Origin of the sequence: Pseudomonas sp. FP2300 (genome assembly GCF_030687595.1) — a bacterium.
Taxonomy (GTDB): Bacteria; Pseudomonadota; Gammaproteobacteria; order Pseudomonadales; family Pseudomonadaceae; genus Aquipseudomonas; species Aquipseudomonas bijieensis.
Genome location: NZ_CP117440.1, coordinates 161,899 through 179,757 on the forward strand (window position 1 = coordinate 161,899; position 17,859 = coordinate 179,757).

Consider the following 17,859-nt stretch of genomic DNA (forward strand, 5'->3'; position numbering starts at 1 on the left):
TTTTCGCATGTTTAAGGGTCTCGCTGCCGACGACCGCTCATGCGAAGAGGGGCGGCACTATACCTATCAGTGCGGTGCCCGTCTGCACAGTTGTGGTGCGTCCGACGAAACGGATCCTTTGAAACACCTGGCCTTTCGGTCAGGTTCTTGTGGGGGCGAGCTTGCTCGTGTTGGCTGGCGACGCGGTTTACAACGGGCAGCGCGTCGTCGTTTATCACGAGCAGGTTCCTTCCCACAGGTTCGGTCATCCTTGGCTGCTATCAATTAAAAAAAGGGCTTGGGGAATATTCCCCAAGCCCTCAAAAGGTGAGAGGTGTCTAGTCCCTCGACCTGGTGAGCGGTGCTCGTGTCGATCACGCTTTGAGCGGGACCAGACGCGGAGCGATCATGTTTTCCGGGCGCAGGATGTCGTCGAGCATGGCGTCGTCGAGCAAGCCTTCTTCGCGCACCAGTTCCAGCACGCCGCGGCCACTTTCCAGGGCAACGCGGGCGATGCGGGTGGCGTTTTCATAGCCAATGTATGGGTTCAGGGCGGTGACCAGGCCGATCGAGTGCTCGACCAGTTCGCGGCAGCGCGCTTCGTTGGCGGTGATGCCGACGATGCAGTGCTCGCGCAACATGTCCATGGCCCGTTGCAGCAGGCGGATCGAGTCGAAGATCTTGAAGGCGATCAACGGTTCCATCACGTTCAGTTGCAGTTGGCCGCCTTCGGCCGCGATGGTCAGGGCCAGGTCGTTGCCGATGATCTGGAACGCCACCTGGTTGACCGCTTCCGGGATCACCGGGTTGACCTTGCCGGGCATGATCGAGCTGCCTGGCTGACGGGCCGGCAGGTTGATTTCGTTGATGCCGGTGCGTGGGCCGCTGGACAGCAGGCGCAGGTCGTTGCAGATCTTCGACAGCTTGACCGCGGTGCGCTTGAGCATGCCGGAGAACAGCACGAAGGCGCCCATGTCGGAGGTGGCTTCGATCAGGTCGGCGGCCGGGACCAGCGGTTGGCCGCTGATGGTTGCCAGGCGCTGCACGGCCAGGGCCTGGTAGCGCGGGTCGGCGTTGATGCCGGTGCCGATGGCGGTGCCGCCCAGGTTCACTTCGGTGAGCAACTCAGGCGCCAGGGTTTTCAGGCGTGCCAGGTCTTCGCTCAGGGTGGTGGCGAAGGCGCGGAATTCCTGGCCGAGGGTCATCGGCACAGCGTCTTGCAGCTGGGTGCGGCCCATTTTCAGGACATGGCTGAATTCTTCACCCTTGGCCGCGAACGCCTGGATCAGGCTGTCGAGGCTGGCCAGCAAGGCGTCGTGGCCCAGCAGCAGACCCAGGCGGATCGCAGTCGGGTAGGCGTCGTTGGTGGACTGCGCCATGTTCACGTCGTTGTTGGGGTGCAGGTATTGGTACTCGCCTTTCTGGTGGCCCATGGCCTCCAGCGCGATGTTGGCGATGACTTCGTTGGCATTCATGTTGGTCGACGTGCCGGCGCCGCCCTGAATCATGTCCACCACGAATTCTTCGTGGAAATCGCCGCGGATCAATCGTGCACAGGCTTCACTGATGGCTGCGTGCTTGGCTTCGCTGAGCTGGCCCAGTTCACGGTTGGCGTCAGCGGCGGCCTGTTTGACCATGGCCAGGCCGACCACCAGCTTGGGGTAATGCGAGATCGGGACACCGGAGAGACGGAAGTTGTTTACCGCTCGCAGGGTCTGGATGCCGTAATACGCTTGCGCCGGTACTTCGAGTACGCCAAGCAGGTCTTTTTCTGTGCGGAATGATGCAGCGGAGGACATGATAGAAATCATCTCGATAAGGACCCGGTCTGAGCCGGAACGCTGCGAATCCTAGGCTCTGGGAAAAATTAGGGCCAATGCTGTTAAACACTGGGCTATGCATATTCGGCATAATGCCGGTGTGACGCCGGCGGCGCGGCGAACGTGTGACCTGTTTTGGTGCGTTTAAGGGAGGGTGGTGGGATGAATCTTGAAAGCAAATGGCTTGAGGACTTCAGTGCCCTGGCCGCTACCCGTAGTTTTTCCCAGGCGGCCGAGCGGCGCTTCGTGACGCAGCCGGCGTTCAGTCGGCGAATCCGTAGCCTGGAGGCGGCGCTGGGACTGACCCTGGTCAACCGTTCGCGTACGCCCGTCGAGCTGACGGCGGCGGGGCAGTTGTTCCTGGTGACGGCGCGCACGGTGGTCGAGCAACTGGGTGAAGTGCTGCGCCATTTGCATCATCTGGAAGGCGGACAGGGCGAAGTCATTCAGGTGGCCGCCGCCCACTCCCTGGCGCTGGGATTTTTCCCGCGCTGGATCGCGCAATTGCGCAACGAGGGGATGAACATTGCCACGCGGCTGGTGGCGACCAACGTGGGCGACGCCGTCCACGCCCTGCGTGAGGGGGGCTGCGACCTGATGCTGGCCTTCTACGATCCGGATTCGGCCATGCAGATGGACCCGGAGATCTTCCCGTCGCTGCATCTGGGTCAGACCGAGATGCTCCCGGTGTGCGCCGCCGATGCCAACGGCAACCCGCTGTTCGACCTTGAAGGTGAGGCCAGCGTGCCGTTGCTGGCCTACAGTGCCGGGGCGTTCCTCGGGCGTTCGGTCAACCAGTTGCTGCGCCAGCGAGCCCTGCGTTTTACCACGGTCTACGAGACGGCCATGGCCGACAGCCTGAAAAGCATGGCTCTGGAAGGCTTGGGCATCGCCTGGGTGCCGCACCTGAGCGTACGCGCCGAACTGGCCCGGGGGGAGCTGGTGATCTGCGGCGGCCCGCAATGGCACGTGCCGTTGGAGATCCGCCTGTACCGCTGCGCCCTGGTGCGCAAGGCCAATGTGCGGTTGTTGTGGCGCAAGCTCGAAGGCGGCGTGGCGCAGGGTGTGGTCAGCTCCTGATCACGACAACCTACCTGTGGGAGCGAGCCTGCTCGCGATGGCGGTGTATCAGTCAATGCAGATGTTGACCGACATACCGCCATCGCGAGCAGGCTCGCTCCCACAGTGGATTTGCGCTGATGGTTCGCTGACCTGCAGGTCAATAAATCCGCCGTTTCACCGCAAATGACAGATGGTCGGCGAAAGTGCGTTTAACGCACCATTTTCGGTATACTGCCCGGCCTTCGGTCGGTTCACCCGGCCATAATTCGTACAACAAGCCACGCCGGTTTCCTGCGTGGCTTGTTGTTTTTTGACGCGCCTGCGGGCGCCCAGAGAGAAGAGGCACGACGATGAGTGCACTGGTTGGCGTGATCATGGGCTCCAAGTCCGATTGGTCCACCCTTAGCCACACCGCCGATATGCTGGAAAAGCTCGGCATCCCTTACGAGGTGAAAGTGGTCTCCGCCCACCGTACCCCGGACCTGCTGTTCCAGTACGCCGAAGAGGCCGAGGCGCGTGGCATCGAGGTGATCATCGCCGGTGCCGGTGGCGCCGCCCATTTGCCTGGCATGTGTGCGGCCAAGACCCACCTGCCGGTGCTGGGCGTGCCGGTCCAGTCTTCGATGCTCTCGGGCGTCGATTCGCTGCTGTCGATCGTGCAGATGCCGGCCGGCATCCCGGTCGCTACCCTGGCCATCGGCAAGGCCGGTGCGATCAACGCGGCCCTGCTGTCGGCAAGCATCCTGGGCGCCAAGCATCCAGAATTTCATACCGTGCTGAAAAAATTCCGCGCTGAACAGACAGACAGTGTCCTGGACAATCCAGACCCACGTATTGCCTGAGGTTGTTGACGAATGAAGATCGGTGTAATCGGTGGCGGCCAGTTGGGTCGCATGTTGGCCCTGGCGGGTACGCCGCTGGGGATGAACTTCGCTTTCCTGGATCCGGCGCCGGACGCCTGCGCCGCGGCACTGGGTGAACACCTGCGGGCCGACTACGGCGATCAGGATCACCTGCGCCAATTGGCCGATGAGGTCGACCTGGTGACCTTCGAGTTCGAAAGCGTCCCGGCCGAAACCGTGGCCTTCCTGTCCCAGTTCGTCCCGGTCTACCCGAGTGCCGAAGCCTTGCGCATCGCCCGCGACCGCTGGTTCGAAAAGAACATGTTCAAGGACCTGGGCATCCCCACGCCGGCCTTCGCCGACATTCAATCCCAGGCCGACCTGGACGCCGCCGTTGCCGCCATCGGCCTGCCGGCCGTGCTCAAGACCCGTACCCTGGGTTACGACGGCAAGGGCCAGAAAGTCCTGCGCACCCCTGAAGACGTGGCCGGTACCTTTGCCGAGCTCGGTAGTGTGGGCTGCCTGCTGGAAGGCTTCGTGCCGTTCACCGGCGAAGTCTCGCTGATCGCCGTGCGGGCCCGTGACGGTGAAATCCGCTTCTACCCGCTGGTGCACAACACCCACAAGGACGGCATCCTCAAGCTGTCTGTCGCTAGCACCGATCACCCGTTGCAGGCCCTGGCCGAGGACTACTCCAGCCGGGTGCTCAAGCAGCTCGATTATGTCGGCGTGATGGCGTTCGAGTTCTTTGAAGTGGACGGCGGCCTCAAGGCCAACGAAATCGCGCCTCGGGTACACAATTCCGGGCACTGGACCACCGAAGGCGCCGAGTGCAGCCAGTTCGAAAACCACCTGCGGGCGGTGGCCGGGCTGCCGCTGGGGTCGACCGCCAAGGTCGGTGAGAGCGCAATGCTCAACTTCATCGGCAAGGTCCCGGATAGCGAGAAAGTCCTGGCGATCGCTGACTGCCATTTGCACCACTATGGCAAGGCGTTCAAGGCCGGACGCAAGGTCGGTCACGCCAACCTGCGCTGCGCTGACCGGGCCACGCTGGCTCAGCAGATCATCAAGGTCGAGACGCTGATCGCCGAACAATAATCTGGAACGACGGTGGAACCATTCGTCGGCTAATCTCTCTCATGGCTAAGTGCCAAAGTCTGACTAGGCTTTGGCCATAGCTATCCAACCAGAGGGAAATGCCATGGGAATCATCGGAACCATTTTTATCGGCTTGATCGTTGGCCTGCTGGCACGCTTCCTGAAACCAGGCGATGACAGCATGGGCTGGATCATGACCATCCTGCTCGGTATCGGCGGTTCGTTGGCAGCCACTTACGGTGGCCAGGCCCTGGGCATCTACCAGGCCGGTCAAGGCGCGGGCTTCATCGGTGCCCTGGTGGGCGCGATTGTGTTGCTGGTGATCTACGGCCTGATCAAAAGAAACTGATTCAAATGCGACAAAGCCCTCTCTGCGTGGCGCGCAGAGGGGGCTAGAATGCCCGGCGTTGCACTTCCTACTCATTGCCGAGCCCTTTCATGCGCCGTCTAGTGTTGACCCTTCTTTTGCTGGGCAGTGGCCTGGCCCATGCTGCCGAACTGCCGGAAACCGACTGGCTCGAACTGATGCCCAAGTCGGACCAGAAAGCCCTCGAGGCCATGCCCGAGATCGACCACAACTCCCCGGAAGCCAACGGTACCTTCACCGAAAAAGGCGGCCTGAAGCAGAGCAAGGGCTTGCCGGCGGTGATGTATTCGACCAAGACCGTGGCGTCGATGAATGACAAGCACATTCGTATCGGCGGTTACCCGGTGCCCCTGGAAAGTGATGCCAAGGGCCGTAGCACGCTGTTCTTCCTGGTGCCTTACCCTGGCGCCTGCATCCACGTCCCGCCACCGCCGCCTAATCAACTGGTGTTGGTGCGCTATCCCAAGGGCTTGAAGCTGGACGACATCTATACGCCGCTCTGGGTAACGGGCACGTTGAAGATCGAAAAGGTCGACAACGATTTGGCGAGTGCGGCGTATGCGCTGGATGCGGAGAAGGTGAGGGTGGTGCAGGAGGCGGATCTGTAGCGCCAGCGTAGTTCCACTGTGGGAGCGAGCCTGCTCGCGATAGCGGGCTGACAGTCGACATCTGCATTGACTGGTGCAGCGCTATCGCGAGCAGGCTCGCTCCCACAAGGGATTTGTGGTGTGGCTTAGAGCGGCTTGCTACCGATGCTCACGCCCAGGGTATGACTGGCCTGTGGCAACAACGTCACCACATCGTCCATTACATTCGCTGTCTCGATGCACAACATGCGCTGCCAGCCATCGTCGGCCATGTCGCTGAAGGCCTTGGCGCGTTCGGTCCAGGGGTTCCAGATCACCGCCGAGCGCGAACCGCTGCTGGTCAGTTCGATCCGGCGTTCCCAGTGCGGGTCAAGGATGCTCAGCGTCGGCGGGGTATCGAGGTAGATGCGGTCGGTTTCGCCGGCAAAGTGCAGGTTGCCGGCCTGGGTATGGGTGTTCCAGTCGTCCAGGGTCTCGATGTAGCTCAAGCCATCCACCCCTTCGACCTGCACGTTGCGCACGTCGCTCACGGCGAAATAGCTGTGCAGCGCCTGGCTGAGGCTGACGGTTTCGCTGCCACGGTTATGGCTGGTGAGGTGGATGTGCAACTGCTCGTCCATCACGATAGTCAGCGTCAGGTCCACCTGGTGCGGCCAGCCCGAGAGACCGTTCTCGGGATAGGGCAGCACAAATTCCACCTTCAGGCTCTCGCCTTCGGTTTCGATGCCCTTCAACTCCCAGTCCATCGCCCGCACCAGGCCATGGGCGGTGGCTGGATCGTTGCTCACGCGCATGGCTTGTACGCTGTCGGGGTTGCGCGTCAGGTTGCCGAACCATGGCCAGCACACCGGCACGCCCGCACGGATGCTCTTGCCGGTCTTGAACGTGGCCTGGTCGTTGAGCCAGATCAGCGGCGGCTGGCCGTCCACTTGATAGCTGAGGATATGCGCGCCTTGTTGGGCCACCAGCAACTCGGCCTGACCGTGGCGGATGCGCCAGGCATTGAGTTCATCCAGTTTGACGGCTTCGACGTTGGGCGTAGGCATGTTGCAAATCTCGCTCGGGAACAGGGACTGCAATGGACCGCAAAACGGCCGTCGTGTTTAACGAGCGCGCGGCGGAACCGAGCGGGTGCGACCGCTGCCGTCGATGGCGACGAAGACAAATACCGCCTCGGTCACCTTGCGCCACTCACTGGACAGCGGGTCGTCGCTCCAGACCTCGACCATCATCTGGATCGAGCTGCGGCCGATTTCCAGCGCCTGGGTATAAAAGGACAGCTGCGCACCCACCGCCACCGGTACCAGGAACGCCATGCGATCGATCGCCACGGTGGCCACGCGTCCGCCAGCCACTTTGCTGGCCATGGCGGTGCCGGCCAGGTCCATCTGGGACACCAGCCAGCCGCCGAAAATATCGCCAAAGCCGTTGGTCTCGCGAGGGAGCGCGGTGATTTGCAGGGCCAGGTCGCCTTGCGGGATTGGATCTTCTTGTTCGAGTTCTATCATGCCGGGGGTGCCTCTGACCCGTAACGCTGTCTTGTGCTTCAGGTGAATAGCCGTCTTTGTAAAAAACGATTCAGCCCGAACATGCTGCGTTCGTCACGTTTTTCGTAAAGGCGTGCCAAAGGGAAACTCTGCGAAACCGGCTGGTTCTGGTACTACTCCCCCAACGACGTTTTCGCACAGCAACCCCTTACAGAGTACTGCAAGGTTGCGAGTATATCGGGCGATAGACGTCGAGACGACCACTCGGTTCTGATTTCGACTGTCAAATACGCGCCTCTATGTGCTTTTTTGAACAATTTGCTATCGTGCCGGACCTGCCCAGGCCCCCAACCCGTGTCTTCAGGGTTGCAGAACCGACTATAAGAGAAGCCCTTGCCATGACCACTGCGCCTTCGAGCACGGCGACGCCCGCACAACCGGCACGTCCACTGACCCGCAATGATTACAAGACCCTGTCGCTTTCTGCCTTGGGCGGTGCGCTGGAATTCTACGATTTCATCATTTTCGTGTTCTTTGCCACCGTAGTCGGCAAATTATTCTTCCCTGCCGAAATGCCCGAGTGGCTGCGTTTGATGCAGACATTCGGCATTTTCGCCGCCGGTTACCTGGCCCGGCCGCTGGGCGGGATCATCATGGCCCACTTCGGCGACCTGCTGGGGCGCAAGAAAATGTTCACCCTGAGCATTTTCATGATGGCCGTGCCGACCCTGATCATGGGCCTGTTGCCCACTTATGCGCAGATCGGCATGTGGGCACCCATCCTGCTCTTGCTGATGCGGGTGATCCAGGGTGCGGCCATCGGCGGAGAAGTGCCTGGCGCCTGGGTATTCGTTTCCGAACACGTTCCGGCGCGTCACATCGGCTATGCCTGCGGCACGCTGACCTGCGGCCTGACGGCGGGGATTTTGCTGGGTTCGCTGGTCGCCACCGCAATCAACAGCTTCTATACGCCGGTGGAAGTGGCCGATTACGCCTGGCGGATTCCGTTCCTGCTCGGCGGTGTGTTCGGGCTGTTTTCGGTGTACCTGCGTCGCTGGCTGCACGAAACCCCGGTGTTCGCCGAGCTGCAACTGCGCAAGGCCCTGGCCGAGGAAGTGCCGCTGCGGGCGGTGCTGCGTGATCATCGTGGCGCCATTGCCATTTCGATGCTGCTGACCTGGCTGCTGTCGGCCGGCATCATCGTGATCATCCTGATGACCCCGACCGTGCTGCAGACCGTGTACCACTTCAGCCCGACCACGGCTTTGCAGGCCAACAGCCTGGCGATCGTATTCCTGAGCTTTGGCTGCATCGGCTCCGGCGTACTGGCCGACCGCTTTGGCGCCGGTCGGGTCTTTGTGTTCGGCAGCACCTTGCTGCTGATTACCTCGTGGACGTTCTACCACAGCCTGTTCGACCACCCCGAATGGCTGTTCCCGCTCTATGCCCTGAGCGGGTTGCTGGTAGGCACCATCGGCGCGGTGCCTTATGTCATGGTCAAGGCATTCCCAGCGGTGGTGCGCTTCAGTGGCCTGTCGTTCTCCTACAACCTGGCGTATGCGATCTTCGGCGGGCTGACCCCGATGATCGTTACCCTGCTGCTCAAGGAAAGCCCGCTGGGGCCGGCGTATTACATAGCGGTGATCTGCGGTATCGGGATTGCGGTGGGTGGGTATCTCTGGAAGAAAGGTCGATAGACGAACGAGTGAGAATCAGGGCTTTCGCCAGTCTGAAAGCCTTGCATCGCATTCAGCTGAGGGTAGGCGTGCCCCGTTGCCTAACATAATATCCAATGCATCGGCAGCAAATGCTGGTGGGATCACCCCATGTATGACCATTGAATCCAACAGCCACAAAGCCCCATGTACTTGTAGGCCATCTCGTTGTGCCTGACGCCTGAGCTTGCCGTCTCCTGTTAGAAGTGGCCTACCCGTATCTTGCGCGAGCAGGTAGCAAGATACGTCCGCCAGCGAACTATTGTTGTGCGCGACCTTAAGATCGAAAAGACGAGTTACCCCTGGGCCATCAAAGGATTCGACAATCAAACCCAAGGCAAGCAGCTCGTCATGGGAGAAGTCTTTGAGTTCATCCAGCACAAAATCTGTGCAGCAAAGGATGAACGGTAGTCCAAACATGTGCTCCAGCAGTCCGGCATTTCTGAAGTCGATCCAGATATTCGTATCGCTGATATACACCAGACTCATGCACTCTCCAGTGAGCCCAAAAAATTGGGATCAAGCGCGCTCACTGGTTTCTGTAATAGTTCGGCAGCCCGGGACTTGGTTATCAATCCCTCCGCCAGCGCCCAGAATGCTAATGATTCGAAACGTTGCGGCGGCTTGCATGGCATAGGCTCGGGTTCGTTTTTACGCCAACCATTTGCACTGAATTGAATGGTCAAAGATTTGTAGCCGCCGTCGCTCAAAAGATTCAGATCCTTCAGGCGACGTAGAGCCGCGTGCATTGAAATCCCGTATTGACGTTTGGCAATGAGAAGTTCGCGAGGATGAACGCGTGAGCGAGGATGGCTACCAAAATCAGTGGTGACGCTTTTTGCTGGATAGAGGAACGCTCCCGCGAAACGATGGCAGCAGTTTTCCTTGTCTCGCTCGGACATGCTTTTTGGTAGTTGCATGACCCAATGACCAAGCTCATGGGCTGCGGTGAAACGTATTCGCTCGCCTGGACGCTCAGCATTCAACGCAATCAATACGTGACGGCTATCAGTGGTGGCTGCGCAGGCACCGTCGAAATCATCGGGCCCGCTAAGCATCGCCACCTTGATGCTGTGCTCTTCCAACTGCTCGGTCAGGTTCGAAATAGGGTCACTGCCAAGGGCCCACAAATCGCGCAAGGTCTCGGCGGCCCGTTCAGCTTCTTCGATGCAAGAAACCGCCAGAATTTGCGGTGCAGTGACCGGAGTCTGGATATCAACTGGATCGAAGCACCCTTCCAGAGCGATATAGCGCTCAAGATGCTCCCGCATCTGCTCTTCAACCTGAGTCTGGCGATACTTGGGCATCTTCGCCAGCTTGCGAAACTCCAGAGGAGCTAGCGGGGCGGCATCCGCCCGGAAGAAATACTCAGGATTGACCTGCAATATCTTTGCAATTTGCAGCAGGCGAGACGAGTTGGGGGTGGTTAACCCTTTCTCATATTTGCTGAGTGCTTGTTTGGTGATATCACCTAGCTGAAGGGCCAGGGCTTCCAGGGACATCCCTCTCAGCAGGCGGGCGCGGCGGATTCGGTCGTTGATCATGAGGTCCTCTCGTGGTTGACAAGACTATATCCTGTTGTGTTTTTGTCAACCTTACGGGCTTGTAGGCAAAGTTATTGAGCGTTCAGGCGACCTTTGATGGGATGACCAGAGGTACCAAGAATCATTCTGCGAAACTCAATGCTGGCCTTTCATCCAATTGTCATATTTCAGCCATAGAGTGTTCACACGGCTTATCGATACTTTGCCGACTTAACACACCCCATCTGCTAGGAGTAAGGCATGAAACTGAAGCGTTTGATGGCGGCAATGACTTTTGTCGCTGCTGGCGTTGCGACTGCCAACGCGGTTGCCGCTGTTGACCCTGCGATCCCGAGCTACACCAAGACCACTGGTGTATCGGGCAACCTGTCCAGCGTCGGCTCCGATACCCTGGCGAACCTGATGACCTTGTGGGCCGAGAACTACAAGAAAGAATACCCGAACGTAAATATCCAGATTCAAGCCGCCGGTTCCTCCACCGCGCCGCCCGCACTCACCGAAGGCACCGCCAACCTGGGCCCGATGAGCCGCAAGATGAAGGACAACGAACTGCAGGCCTTCGAAACCAAATACGGCTACAAGCCAACCGCTATCCCGGTTGCCGTGGACGCCCTGGCGGTATTCGTGCACAAGGACAACCCGATCCAGCACCTGACCATGGAACAGGTCGACGCGATCTTCTCGTCCACTCGTCTGTGCGGCGCCAAAGCCGATGTGAAAACCTGGGGTGACCTGGGTGTGACCGGCGACCTGGCCAACAAGCCAGTGCAACTGTTCGGTCGTAACTCGGTATCCGGCACCTACGGCTACTTCAAGGAAGAAGCCCTGTGCAAAGGCGACTACAAGCCAAACGTCAACGAACAACCAGGCTCGGCTTCGGTCGTGCAGTCGATCAGCTCTTCGCTGAACGGCATCGGTTATTCGGGCATCGGCTACAAGACCGCCAGCGTGAAGACTGTGGCCCTGGCCAAGAAAGGCAGCACTGACTTCATCGAAGACACTGAAGAAAACGCCCTGAACGGCAAGTACCCGCTGTCGCGTTTCCTCTACGTCTACGTCAACAAGGCACCGAACAAGCCTCTGGCCCCGCTGGAAGCCGAGTTCGTGAAGCTGATCCTGTCCAAGCAAGGCCAGGAAGTCGTGGTCAAGGACGGCTACATCCCGGTACCTGCCAAAGTCGCCGCCAAGGCACTGGCTGACCTGGGGCTGCAAGAAGGCGGCAACGTCGCCAAGAAGTAATAATCCGGCCTAGCCCGGACCTTGTGGGAGCGAGCCTGCTCGCGATAGCCGGTTCACTCCCACAGACAAATTTCCTGTCCGCTGCCGGTTCCCTCCGGCGGCGGATTTGTTGCGTCACTGCACTGTCATCTTTCTGTCATACAGGATCGCTAGGGTGTGCGCATGAATGATCTGGCCAACTCCACAATGACTACGACTTCCCCTCCCAAGCGCATTGACTTCAATACGCCTGAGCTTCAACGCAAGCGCCGTATTCGTGCGCTCAAGGATCGCCTGACCCGCTGGTACGTCCTGGTTGGCGGCCTGGCCGTCCTGGCCGCCATTACGTTGATCTTCTTCTTCCTGGCCTACGTGGTGCTGCCTCTGTTCCAGGGTGCGGACCTGACCGCCAAGGATTCGATCACTCCGGCCTGGATGCAAGACGCCGGCAAACCCCTGATGATCTCCATCGAAGAACAGAACCAAGTCGCCATGCGGGTTTCCGACAAGGGCCAGGCACTGTTTTTCGATATCAGCAGCGGTGCCGAGCTGCGCCGTGTCGACCTGCCGATCCCGGCCGGTGCCAGCGTGACCTCCATTGGCGAAGACCAGCCCGGCAGCCCATTGGTGGCAATCGGTCTGTCCAACGGCCAGGCCTTGGTGTTCCGCCACACTTATAAAGTCACCTACCCGGACGGCAAGAAAACCATCTCGCCCGCCGTCGAATACCCTTATGGCGAGACGCCGATCACGTTGAACGAACAGGGCGCGGCCCTGGAACATGTCAGCCTCAACGCCACCGATTCGACCCTGCTGCTGGCCGGTTCCAGCGGTGCCCAACTGCACGTGCTGTCGCTCACCAGCGAAGAGAACATGATGACCGGTGAGGTCACCAGCGAACAGACCCGCATCGACCTGCCGCAGATGACCGAGCCGGTGAAAAACATCTTCGTCGACCCACGCCAGCAATGGTTGTATGTGGTCAACGGGCGTGCCCAGGCCGATGTGTTCAGCCTGCGGGACAAGAGCCTCAACGGCCGCTACAAACTGCTGGAGAACGCCGACGCCCAAGTCACCGCCGTCACTCAGTTGGTGGGCGGGATCTCGCTGATCATCGGCGACTCCAAGGGTGGCCTGGCCCAGTGGTTCATGGCGCGCGATCCGGATGGCGAGTTGCGCTTCAAACAGATTCGTACCTTCCAGATGGGTAGCGCGCCGATCGTCGAGATCAGCGCCGAAGAACGCCGCAAAGGTTTCGTTGCCCTCGACGCCGCCGGCAAGCTCGGCGTGTTCCACAGCACCGCCCACCGCACCCTGCTGGTGGACCAGGTGGTCGACGGCCAGGGGCTGTTCGGCATGTCGCCCCGGGCGAACCGCCTGATCGTGGAACAAGGCGGCAAGCTGCAACCGCTGACGCTGGACAACCCGCATCCGGAAGTTTCGTGGAGCGCGTTGTGGAGCAAGGTCTGGTACGAAAACTACGACGAACCCAAGCACGTCTGGCAATCAACCGCCGCCAACACCGACTTCGAACCCAAGCTGAGCCTCTCGCCACTGACCTTCGGTACCTTGAAAGCGGCGTTCTACGCGATGCTGCTGGCCGCGCCGCTGGCGGTTGCCGCGGCGATCTACACCGCTTATTTCATGGCCCCGGGCATGCGCCGCAAGGTCAAGCCGGTGATCGAGCTGATGGAAGCGATGCCGACAGTGATCCTCGGTTTCTTCGCCGGCCTGTTCCTGGCGCCGTACGTCGAAGGGCACTTGCCGGGCATCTTCAGCCTGCTGATGTTGCTGCCAATCGGCATCCTGGTCGCCGGTTTCGCCTTCAGCCGCCTGCCGGAATCCATTCGCCTGAGGGTTCCGGACGGCTGGGAAAGCGCCCTGCTGATCCCGGTAATCCTGTTCGTGGGCTGGCTCTCGCTGTACATGAGCCCCTACATGGAAGCCTGGTTCTTTGGCGGCGACATGCGCATGTGGATCTCCCATGACCTGGGCATCACCTACGACCAGCGCAACGCCTTGGTGGTCGGCCTGGCGATGGGCTTTGCGGTGATCCCGAACATTTATTCCATCGCCGAAGACGCGGTGTTCAGCGTGCCCCGCGGCCTGACCCTGGGCTCCCTGGCCCTCGGTGCCACGCCGTGGCAGACCATGACCCGCGTGGTGATCCTCACCGCCAGCCCCGGCATCTTCTCGGCGCTGATGATCGGCATGGGCCGTGCGGTGGGCGAGACCATGATCGTGCTGATGGCCACCGGTAACACGCCGGTCATGGAAATGAACCTGTTCGAAGGCCTGCGCACCCTGGCGGCCAACGTGGCGGTGGAAATGCCTGAGTCGGAAGTCGGCGGCAGCCATTACCGCGTGCTGTTCCTGTCGGCACTGGTGCTGCTGTTGTTCACCTTCGTCATGAACACCCTCGCCGAGCTGATCCGTCAGCGTCTGCGCAAGAAATATTCGGCGCTTTAAGGAAGGTAGAAGTCTGTGAAACAGAACTCCCTGAAAGGATGGTTCAAGAGCGGCGCCCCCGGCGTCTGGATCAGCGGTGGCGCGGTGTCCATCGCGGTCATCATGACCATTGGCCTGCTGGCGGTGATTGCCGTGCGCGGCCTGGGTCACTTCTGGCCGGCGGACCTGGTCCATGCCAGCTACAACGTGCCGGGCATGCCTGCGCACCTGGTGATCGGCGAAGTCGTGCAGAAAGAAGAAGTGCCTCGCGAGCGCCTGAAAAGCGCCGGTCTGCCGGTGCCCGCCGAAGGCCCCGAGTTCATGACCCGCGAACTGATCAAGGTCGGCAACCGGGACCTGAACGGCACCGACTTCACCTGGATCGTCGGCGACTGGCTGACTAACCAGACCACGCCGCCGGAGTTGATGGCCATCGAGCGTCGTGAGTGGGGCAACTTCTACGGCTACCTGGTCAACGTCAAGGAAGACGGCAAGGTCATCGCCGAAGGCGAGGCCGCCTGGCCGCAACTGCAGGCTCGCGTACAGCGAGTCAACCAGTTGGCCGCCGAGCTCAAGACCCTGGAAAAAGTCGACATCGGTGCAATCAACGCCGGCCTTGAGCGCATCCGCCTGCACGGTCGCAAACTGGAGCTGGACGGCAAGCTCGATGCCGCCGCCCAAGCGGATCTGGAAAGCGAGCGCGCCGAACTCAATGCCCGCTACAAGGATATCGAAGCGCGCCTGTCTGACTTGCACGCCCAATTCAACCGCGACAGCCTGACTGCCCGCGATGCCAACGGCAAGGAAGTGGAGATCGGCATCGGCAAGGTGGTGCACGCCTACCAGCCGAACGGCATGGGTACGTTCACCAAGGTCGGTTTCTATTTCAGCAAAGTCTGGGAATTCCTCAGCGACGACCCCCGTGAAGCCAACACCGAAGGCGGCATCTTCCCGGCTATTTTCGGCACGGTGATGATGACCCTGATCATGGCGATGATCGTGACGCCGTTCGGCGTGCTGGCGGCTGTTTATCTGCGTGAATACGCCCGCCAAGGGCCGATGACCCGCCTGATCCGCATCGCGGTGAACAACCTGGCCGGCGTTCCGGCGATCGTCTACGGTGTGTTTGGCTTGGGCTTCTTCGTCTATGTGCTGGGTGGTTCGGTCGACCGGCTGTTCTTCCCTGAAGCCTTGCCGGCGCCGACCTTCGGTACCCCGGGCCTGCTCTGGGCGTCCCTGACCCTGGCACTGCTGGCGGTGCCGGTGGTGATCGTCGCCACCGAGGAAGGCCTGGCGCGGATCCCGCGGACCGTGCGCGAAGGCTCCCTGGCCCTCGGCGCGACCAAGGCCGAGACCCTGTGGAAAATCGTCCTGCCGATGGCGAGCCCGGCGATGATGACCGGGATGATCCTCGCCGTGGCCCGTGCCGCCGGTGAAGTGGCGCCGCTGATGCTGGTGGGCGTGGTGAAACTGGCCCCATCGCTGCCACTGGACGGCAACTACCCGTACCTGCACTTGGACCAGAAGATCATGCACCTGGGCTTCCATATCTATGACGTGGGCTTCCAGAGCCCGAACGTCGAAGCGGCACGGCCGCTGGTGTACGCCACGGCGCTGCTGCTGGTGCTGGTGATCGCGATACTGAACCTGTCGGCGGTATGGATCCGTAATCACCTGCGCGAGAAGTACAAGGCACTGGATAGCTGATTACACATTGATTTTCTGTGGGAGCGAGCCTGCTCGCGATGGCATCACCTCGGTTCAACGCCAACCGAGTCGTCTGAATCGCGAGCAGGCGCGCTCCCACAAATACACAGATTGGCATGGCCACTCAGTGGTCAACCGAACCGAATTTGTTAGCACAGGGAGCCTCCCATGCAACACGAAGCACATACACACGGCATCAACATGTCGGCCCTGGGCCGCGACAAGCAGAGCCTGGACCTGGCCCAGGAAACCGTGGCCATCGAAGTGCCCGGCCTGAATCTGTTCTACGGCGAGAAGCAGGCGCTGTATGACGTCAGCCTGAACATCCCGAAACAGCGCGTCACCGCGTTCATCGGCCCGTCGGGCTGCGGCAAGTCCACCTTGCTGCGTACCTTCAACCGCATGAACGACCTGGTTGACGGTTGCCGCGTTGAAGGCGAAATCAACCTCTACGGCAACAACATCTACCGCAAGGGCGAAGACGTGGCCGAGCTGCGTCGTCGCGTAGGCATGGTGTTCCAGAAGCCCAACCCCTTTCCGAAAACCATCTACGAGAACGTGGTCTACGGCTTGCGCATCCAGGGCATCAACAAGAAGCGCATCCTCGACGAAGCCGTGGAATGGGCCCTCAAGGGCGCTGCACTGTGGGATGAGGTCAAGGATCGCCTGCATGAATCGGCCCTCGGTCTGTCCGGCGGCCAGCAGCAACGCCTGGTGATCGCCCGCACCATCGCCGTAGAACCGGAAGTGCTGCTGCTCGACGAGCCCTGCTCGGCCCTGGACCCGATCTCGACGCTGAAAGTCGAAGAGCTGATCTACGAGCTCAAGTCCAAGTTCACCATCGTCATCGTGACCCACAACATGCAACAGGCTGCACGGGTTTCCGACTACACCGCGTTCATGTACATGGGCAAACTGGTGGAATTCGGCGATACCGATACGCTGTTCACCAATCCGGCCAAGAAACAGACCGAGGACTACATCACCGGTCGTTACGGCTAGTCGAGGCGGCTGCATAGCCGCGCTGTGCTATCAGGATCAACATTTAACTGCTTGAAGCTTGCAGCTTGAAGCTTGCAACTTTCGCGGAGCGAACAAGATGATTTCGAAGGAAGGCCTTACTCACCACATTTCCGCACAGTTCAACGCCGAGCTGGAGGAAGTACGCAGTCACTTGCTGGCCATGGGCGGGCTGGTGGAAAAGCAGGTCAACGACGCGGTGACCGCGCTGATCGAGGCCGATTCGGGCCTGGCCCAGCAGGTGCGCGAAATCGATGACCAGATCAACCAGATGGAGCGCAACATCGACGAGGAGTGCCTGCGTATCCTGGCCCGTCGTCAGCCAGCTGCTTCTGACCTGCGCCTGATCATCAGCATCTCCAAGTCGGTGATCGATCTTGAGCGGATCGGCGACGAAGCCACCAAGATCGCCCGTCGTGCCATCCAATTGTGCGAAGAGGGCGAGGCGCCGCGCGGTTACGTCGAGGTTCGCCACATTGGCGACCAGGTGCGCAACATGGTCCGCGATGCACTGGACGCCTTCGCCCGCTTCGACGCCGACCTGGCGCTGTCGGTGGCCCAGTACGACAAGATCATCGACCGCGAATACAAGACGGCCCTGCGCGAGCTGGCGACCTACATGATGGAAGACCCGCGCTCCATCTCGCGGGTGTTGAGCATTATCTGGGTGCTGCGTTCTCTGGAGCGTATCGGCGATCATGCGCGCAACATCTCGGAACTTGTCATTTATCTGGTGCGCGGTACCGATGTGCGGCATCTGGGGCTCAAGCGCATGAAGGAAGAAGTTGAGGGCACCCCGTCCGAAAACGCTAATGTTCCGGGCGAAACTGACGATAAGTAAGATTGCCAAGAAAAGCGCCCGGCCTTCTGGTCGGGCTTTTTTTTGGGTTTTTTTTAATCGACAGCAGCACCCCGCGAACGAAAAGTCCCGGCGTGACTGAAGGTTTTTTGGCAATGTGCCATCA

General features: G+C 60.4%; 16 protein-coding genes. 11 read left to right on the forward strand and 5 right to left on the reverse strand.

Going from position 1 to position 17,859, the window contains the following annotated elements; translation table 11 throughout:
* Positions 1–353: 353 nt before the first annotated feature.
* Positions 354–1,778: an aspartate ammonia-lyase gene (gene aspA / locus PSH86_RS00685; RefSeq protein ID WP_003196363.1), complete on the reverse strand. Its 1,425-nt coding sequence runs from the start codon at positions 1,776–1,778 to the stop codon at positions 354–356.
* Positions 1,779–1,961: 183 nt separating this feature from the next.
* On the opposite strand from aspA, the gene PSH86_RS00690 reads away from it, so the two are divergent.
* From PSH86_RS00690 to PSH86_RS00710, 5 genes are all read left to right on the forward strand, one after another.
* Entirely contained in the window at positions 1,962–2,879 is a 918-nt protein-coding gene (locus PSH86_RS00690) for a LysR substrate-binding domain-containing protein (protein ID WP_109752947.1), read from the forward strand.
* Positions 2,880–3,211: 332 nt separating this feature from the next.
* Positions 3,212–3,703 (forward strand): 5-(carboxyamino)imidazole ribonucleotide mutase, encoded by a 492-nt coding sequence (gene purE, locus PSH86_RS00695; protein ID WP_109756519.1) that lies wholly within the window; start codon positions 3,212–3,214, stop codon positions 3,701–3,703.
* 12 nt (positions 3,704–3,715) lie between these two features.
* Complete coding sequence (locus tag PSH86_RS00700) at positions 3,716–4,801, forward strand: 5-(carboxyamino)imidazole ribonucleotide synthase (RefSeq protein ID WP_109756520.1); 1,086 nt, start codon at positions 3,716–3,718, stop codon at positions 4,799–4,801.
* A 103-nt stretch (positions 4,802–4,904) separates the two neighbouring features.
* Positions 4,905–5,150, forward strand: coding sequence for a GlsB/YeaQ/YmgE family stress response membrane protein (locus PSH86_RS00705; RefSeq protein ID WP_003187057.1), 246 nt, complete (start codon positions 4,905–4,907; stop codon positions 5,148–5,150).
* 89 nt (positions 5,151–5,239) lie between these two features.
* Complete coding sequence (locus PSH86_RS00710; protein WP_109756521.1) at positions 5,240–5,776, forward strand: DUF3299 domain-containing protein; 537 nt, start codon at positions 5,240–5,242, stop codon at positions 5,774–5,776.
* 125 nt (positions 5,777–5,901) lie between these two features.
* On the opposite strand, the gene PSH86_RS00715 is transcribed toward PSH86_RS00710, so the two are convergent.
* Positions 5,902–6,801 (reverse strand): D-hexose-6-phosphate mutarotase, encoded by a 900-nt coding sequence (locus tag PSH86_RS00715; protein ID WP_109756522.1) that lies wholly within the window; start codon positions 6,799–6,801, stop codon positions 5,902–5,904.
* Positions 6,802–6,858: 57 nt separating this feature from the next.
* Positions 6,859–7,263 carry an acyl-CoA thioesterase gene (locus tag PSH86_RS00720; protein WP_003177184.1) on the reverse strand — a complete coding sequence of 135 codons (405 nt, stop codon included), beginning with the start codon at positions 7,261–7,263 and terminating at the stop codon, positions 6,859–6,861.
* Between the two features lie 377 nt (positions 7,264–7,640).
* Here PSH86_RS00720 and PSH86_RS00725 point away from each other — a divergent pair, with 377 nt between their 5' ends.
* A complete protein-coding gene (locus PSH86_RS00725) occupies positions 7,641–8,939 on the forward strand; it encodes an MFS transporter (protein WP_305487165.1) in 1,299 nt (432 codons plus the stop codon).
* A gap of 15 nt (positions 8,940–8,954) precedes the next feature.
* On the opposite strand, the gene PSH86_RS00730 is transcribed toward PSH86_RS00725, so the two are convergent.
* Both PSH86_RS00730 and PSH86_RS00735 read right to left on the reverse strand, forming a co-directional pair.
* Complete coding sequence (locus tag PSH86_RS00730) at positions 8,955–9,446, reverse strand: type II toxin-antitoxin system VapC family toxin (protein WP_305487168.1); 492 nt, start codon at positions 9,444–9,446, stop codon at positions 8,955–8,957.
* The gene (locus tag PSH86_RS00735; protein ID WP_305487171.1) at positions 9,443–10,501 is read right to left on the reverse strand and encodes an XRE family transcriptional regulator; all 1,059 of its coding nucleotides are present in this window, start codon (positions 10,499–10,501) and stop codon (positions 9,443–9,445) included. Before PSH86_RS00735 ends, PSH86_RS00730 begins: the two co-directional genes overlap by 4 nt.
* Positions 10,502–10,741: 240 nt before the next feature.
* Between PSH86_RS00735 and PSH86_RS00740 the strand changes: the two genes are divergently transcribed.
* The 5 genes from PSH86_RS00740 (at position 10,742) to phoU (ending at position 17,735) form a co-directional block, all read left to right on the forward strand.
* A complete protein-coding gene (locus PSH86_RS00740; RefSeq protein ID WP_116833870.1) occupies positions 10,742–11,740 on the forward strand; it encodes a phosphate ABC transporter substrate-binding protein PstS in 999 nt (332 codons plus the stop codon).
* Positions 11,741–12,154: 414 nt separating this feature from the next.
* Complete coding sequence (locus PSH86_RS00745; protein WP_305490397.1) at positions 12,155–14,188, forward strand: ABC transporter permease subunit; 2,034 nt, start codon at positions 12,155–12,157, stop codon at positions 14,186–14,188.
* A gap of 15 nt (positions 14,189–14,203) precedes the next feature.
* On the forward strand, positions 14,204–15,874 hold the full coding sequence (pstA, locus tag PSH86_RS00750; RefSeq protein WP_305487175.1) for a phosphate ABC transporter permease PstA: 1,671 nt from the start codon (positions 14,204–14,206) through the stop codon (positions 15,872–15,874).
* 168 nt (positions 15,875–16,042) lie between these two features.
* The gene (gene pstB, locus PSH86_RS00755; protein WP_072411200.1) at positions 16,043–16,876 is read left to right on the forward strand and encodes a phosphate ABC transporter ATP-binding protein PstB; all 834 of its coding nucleotides are present in this window, start codon (positions 16,043–16,045) and stop codon (positions 16,874–16,876) included.
* A gap of 97 nt (positions 16,877–16,973) precedes the next feature.
* Positions 16,974–17,735 (forward strand): phosphate signaling complex protein PhoU, encoded by a 762-nt coding sequence (gene phoU / locus PSH86_RS00760; protein WP_109756528.1) that lies wholly within the window; start codon positions 16,974–16,976, stop codon positions 17,733–17,735.
* Positions 17,736–17,859 lie beyond the last annotated feature (124 nt).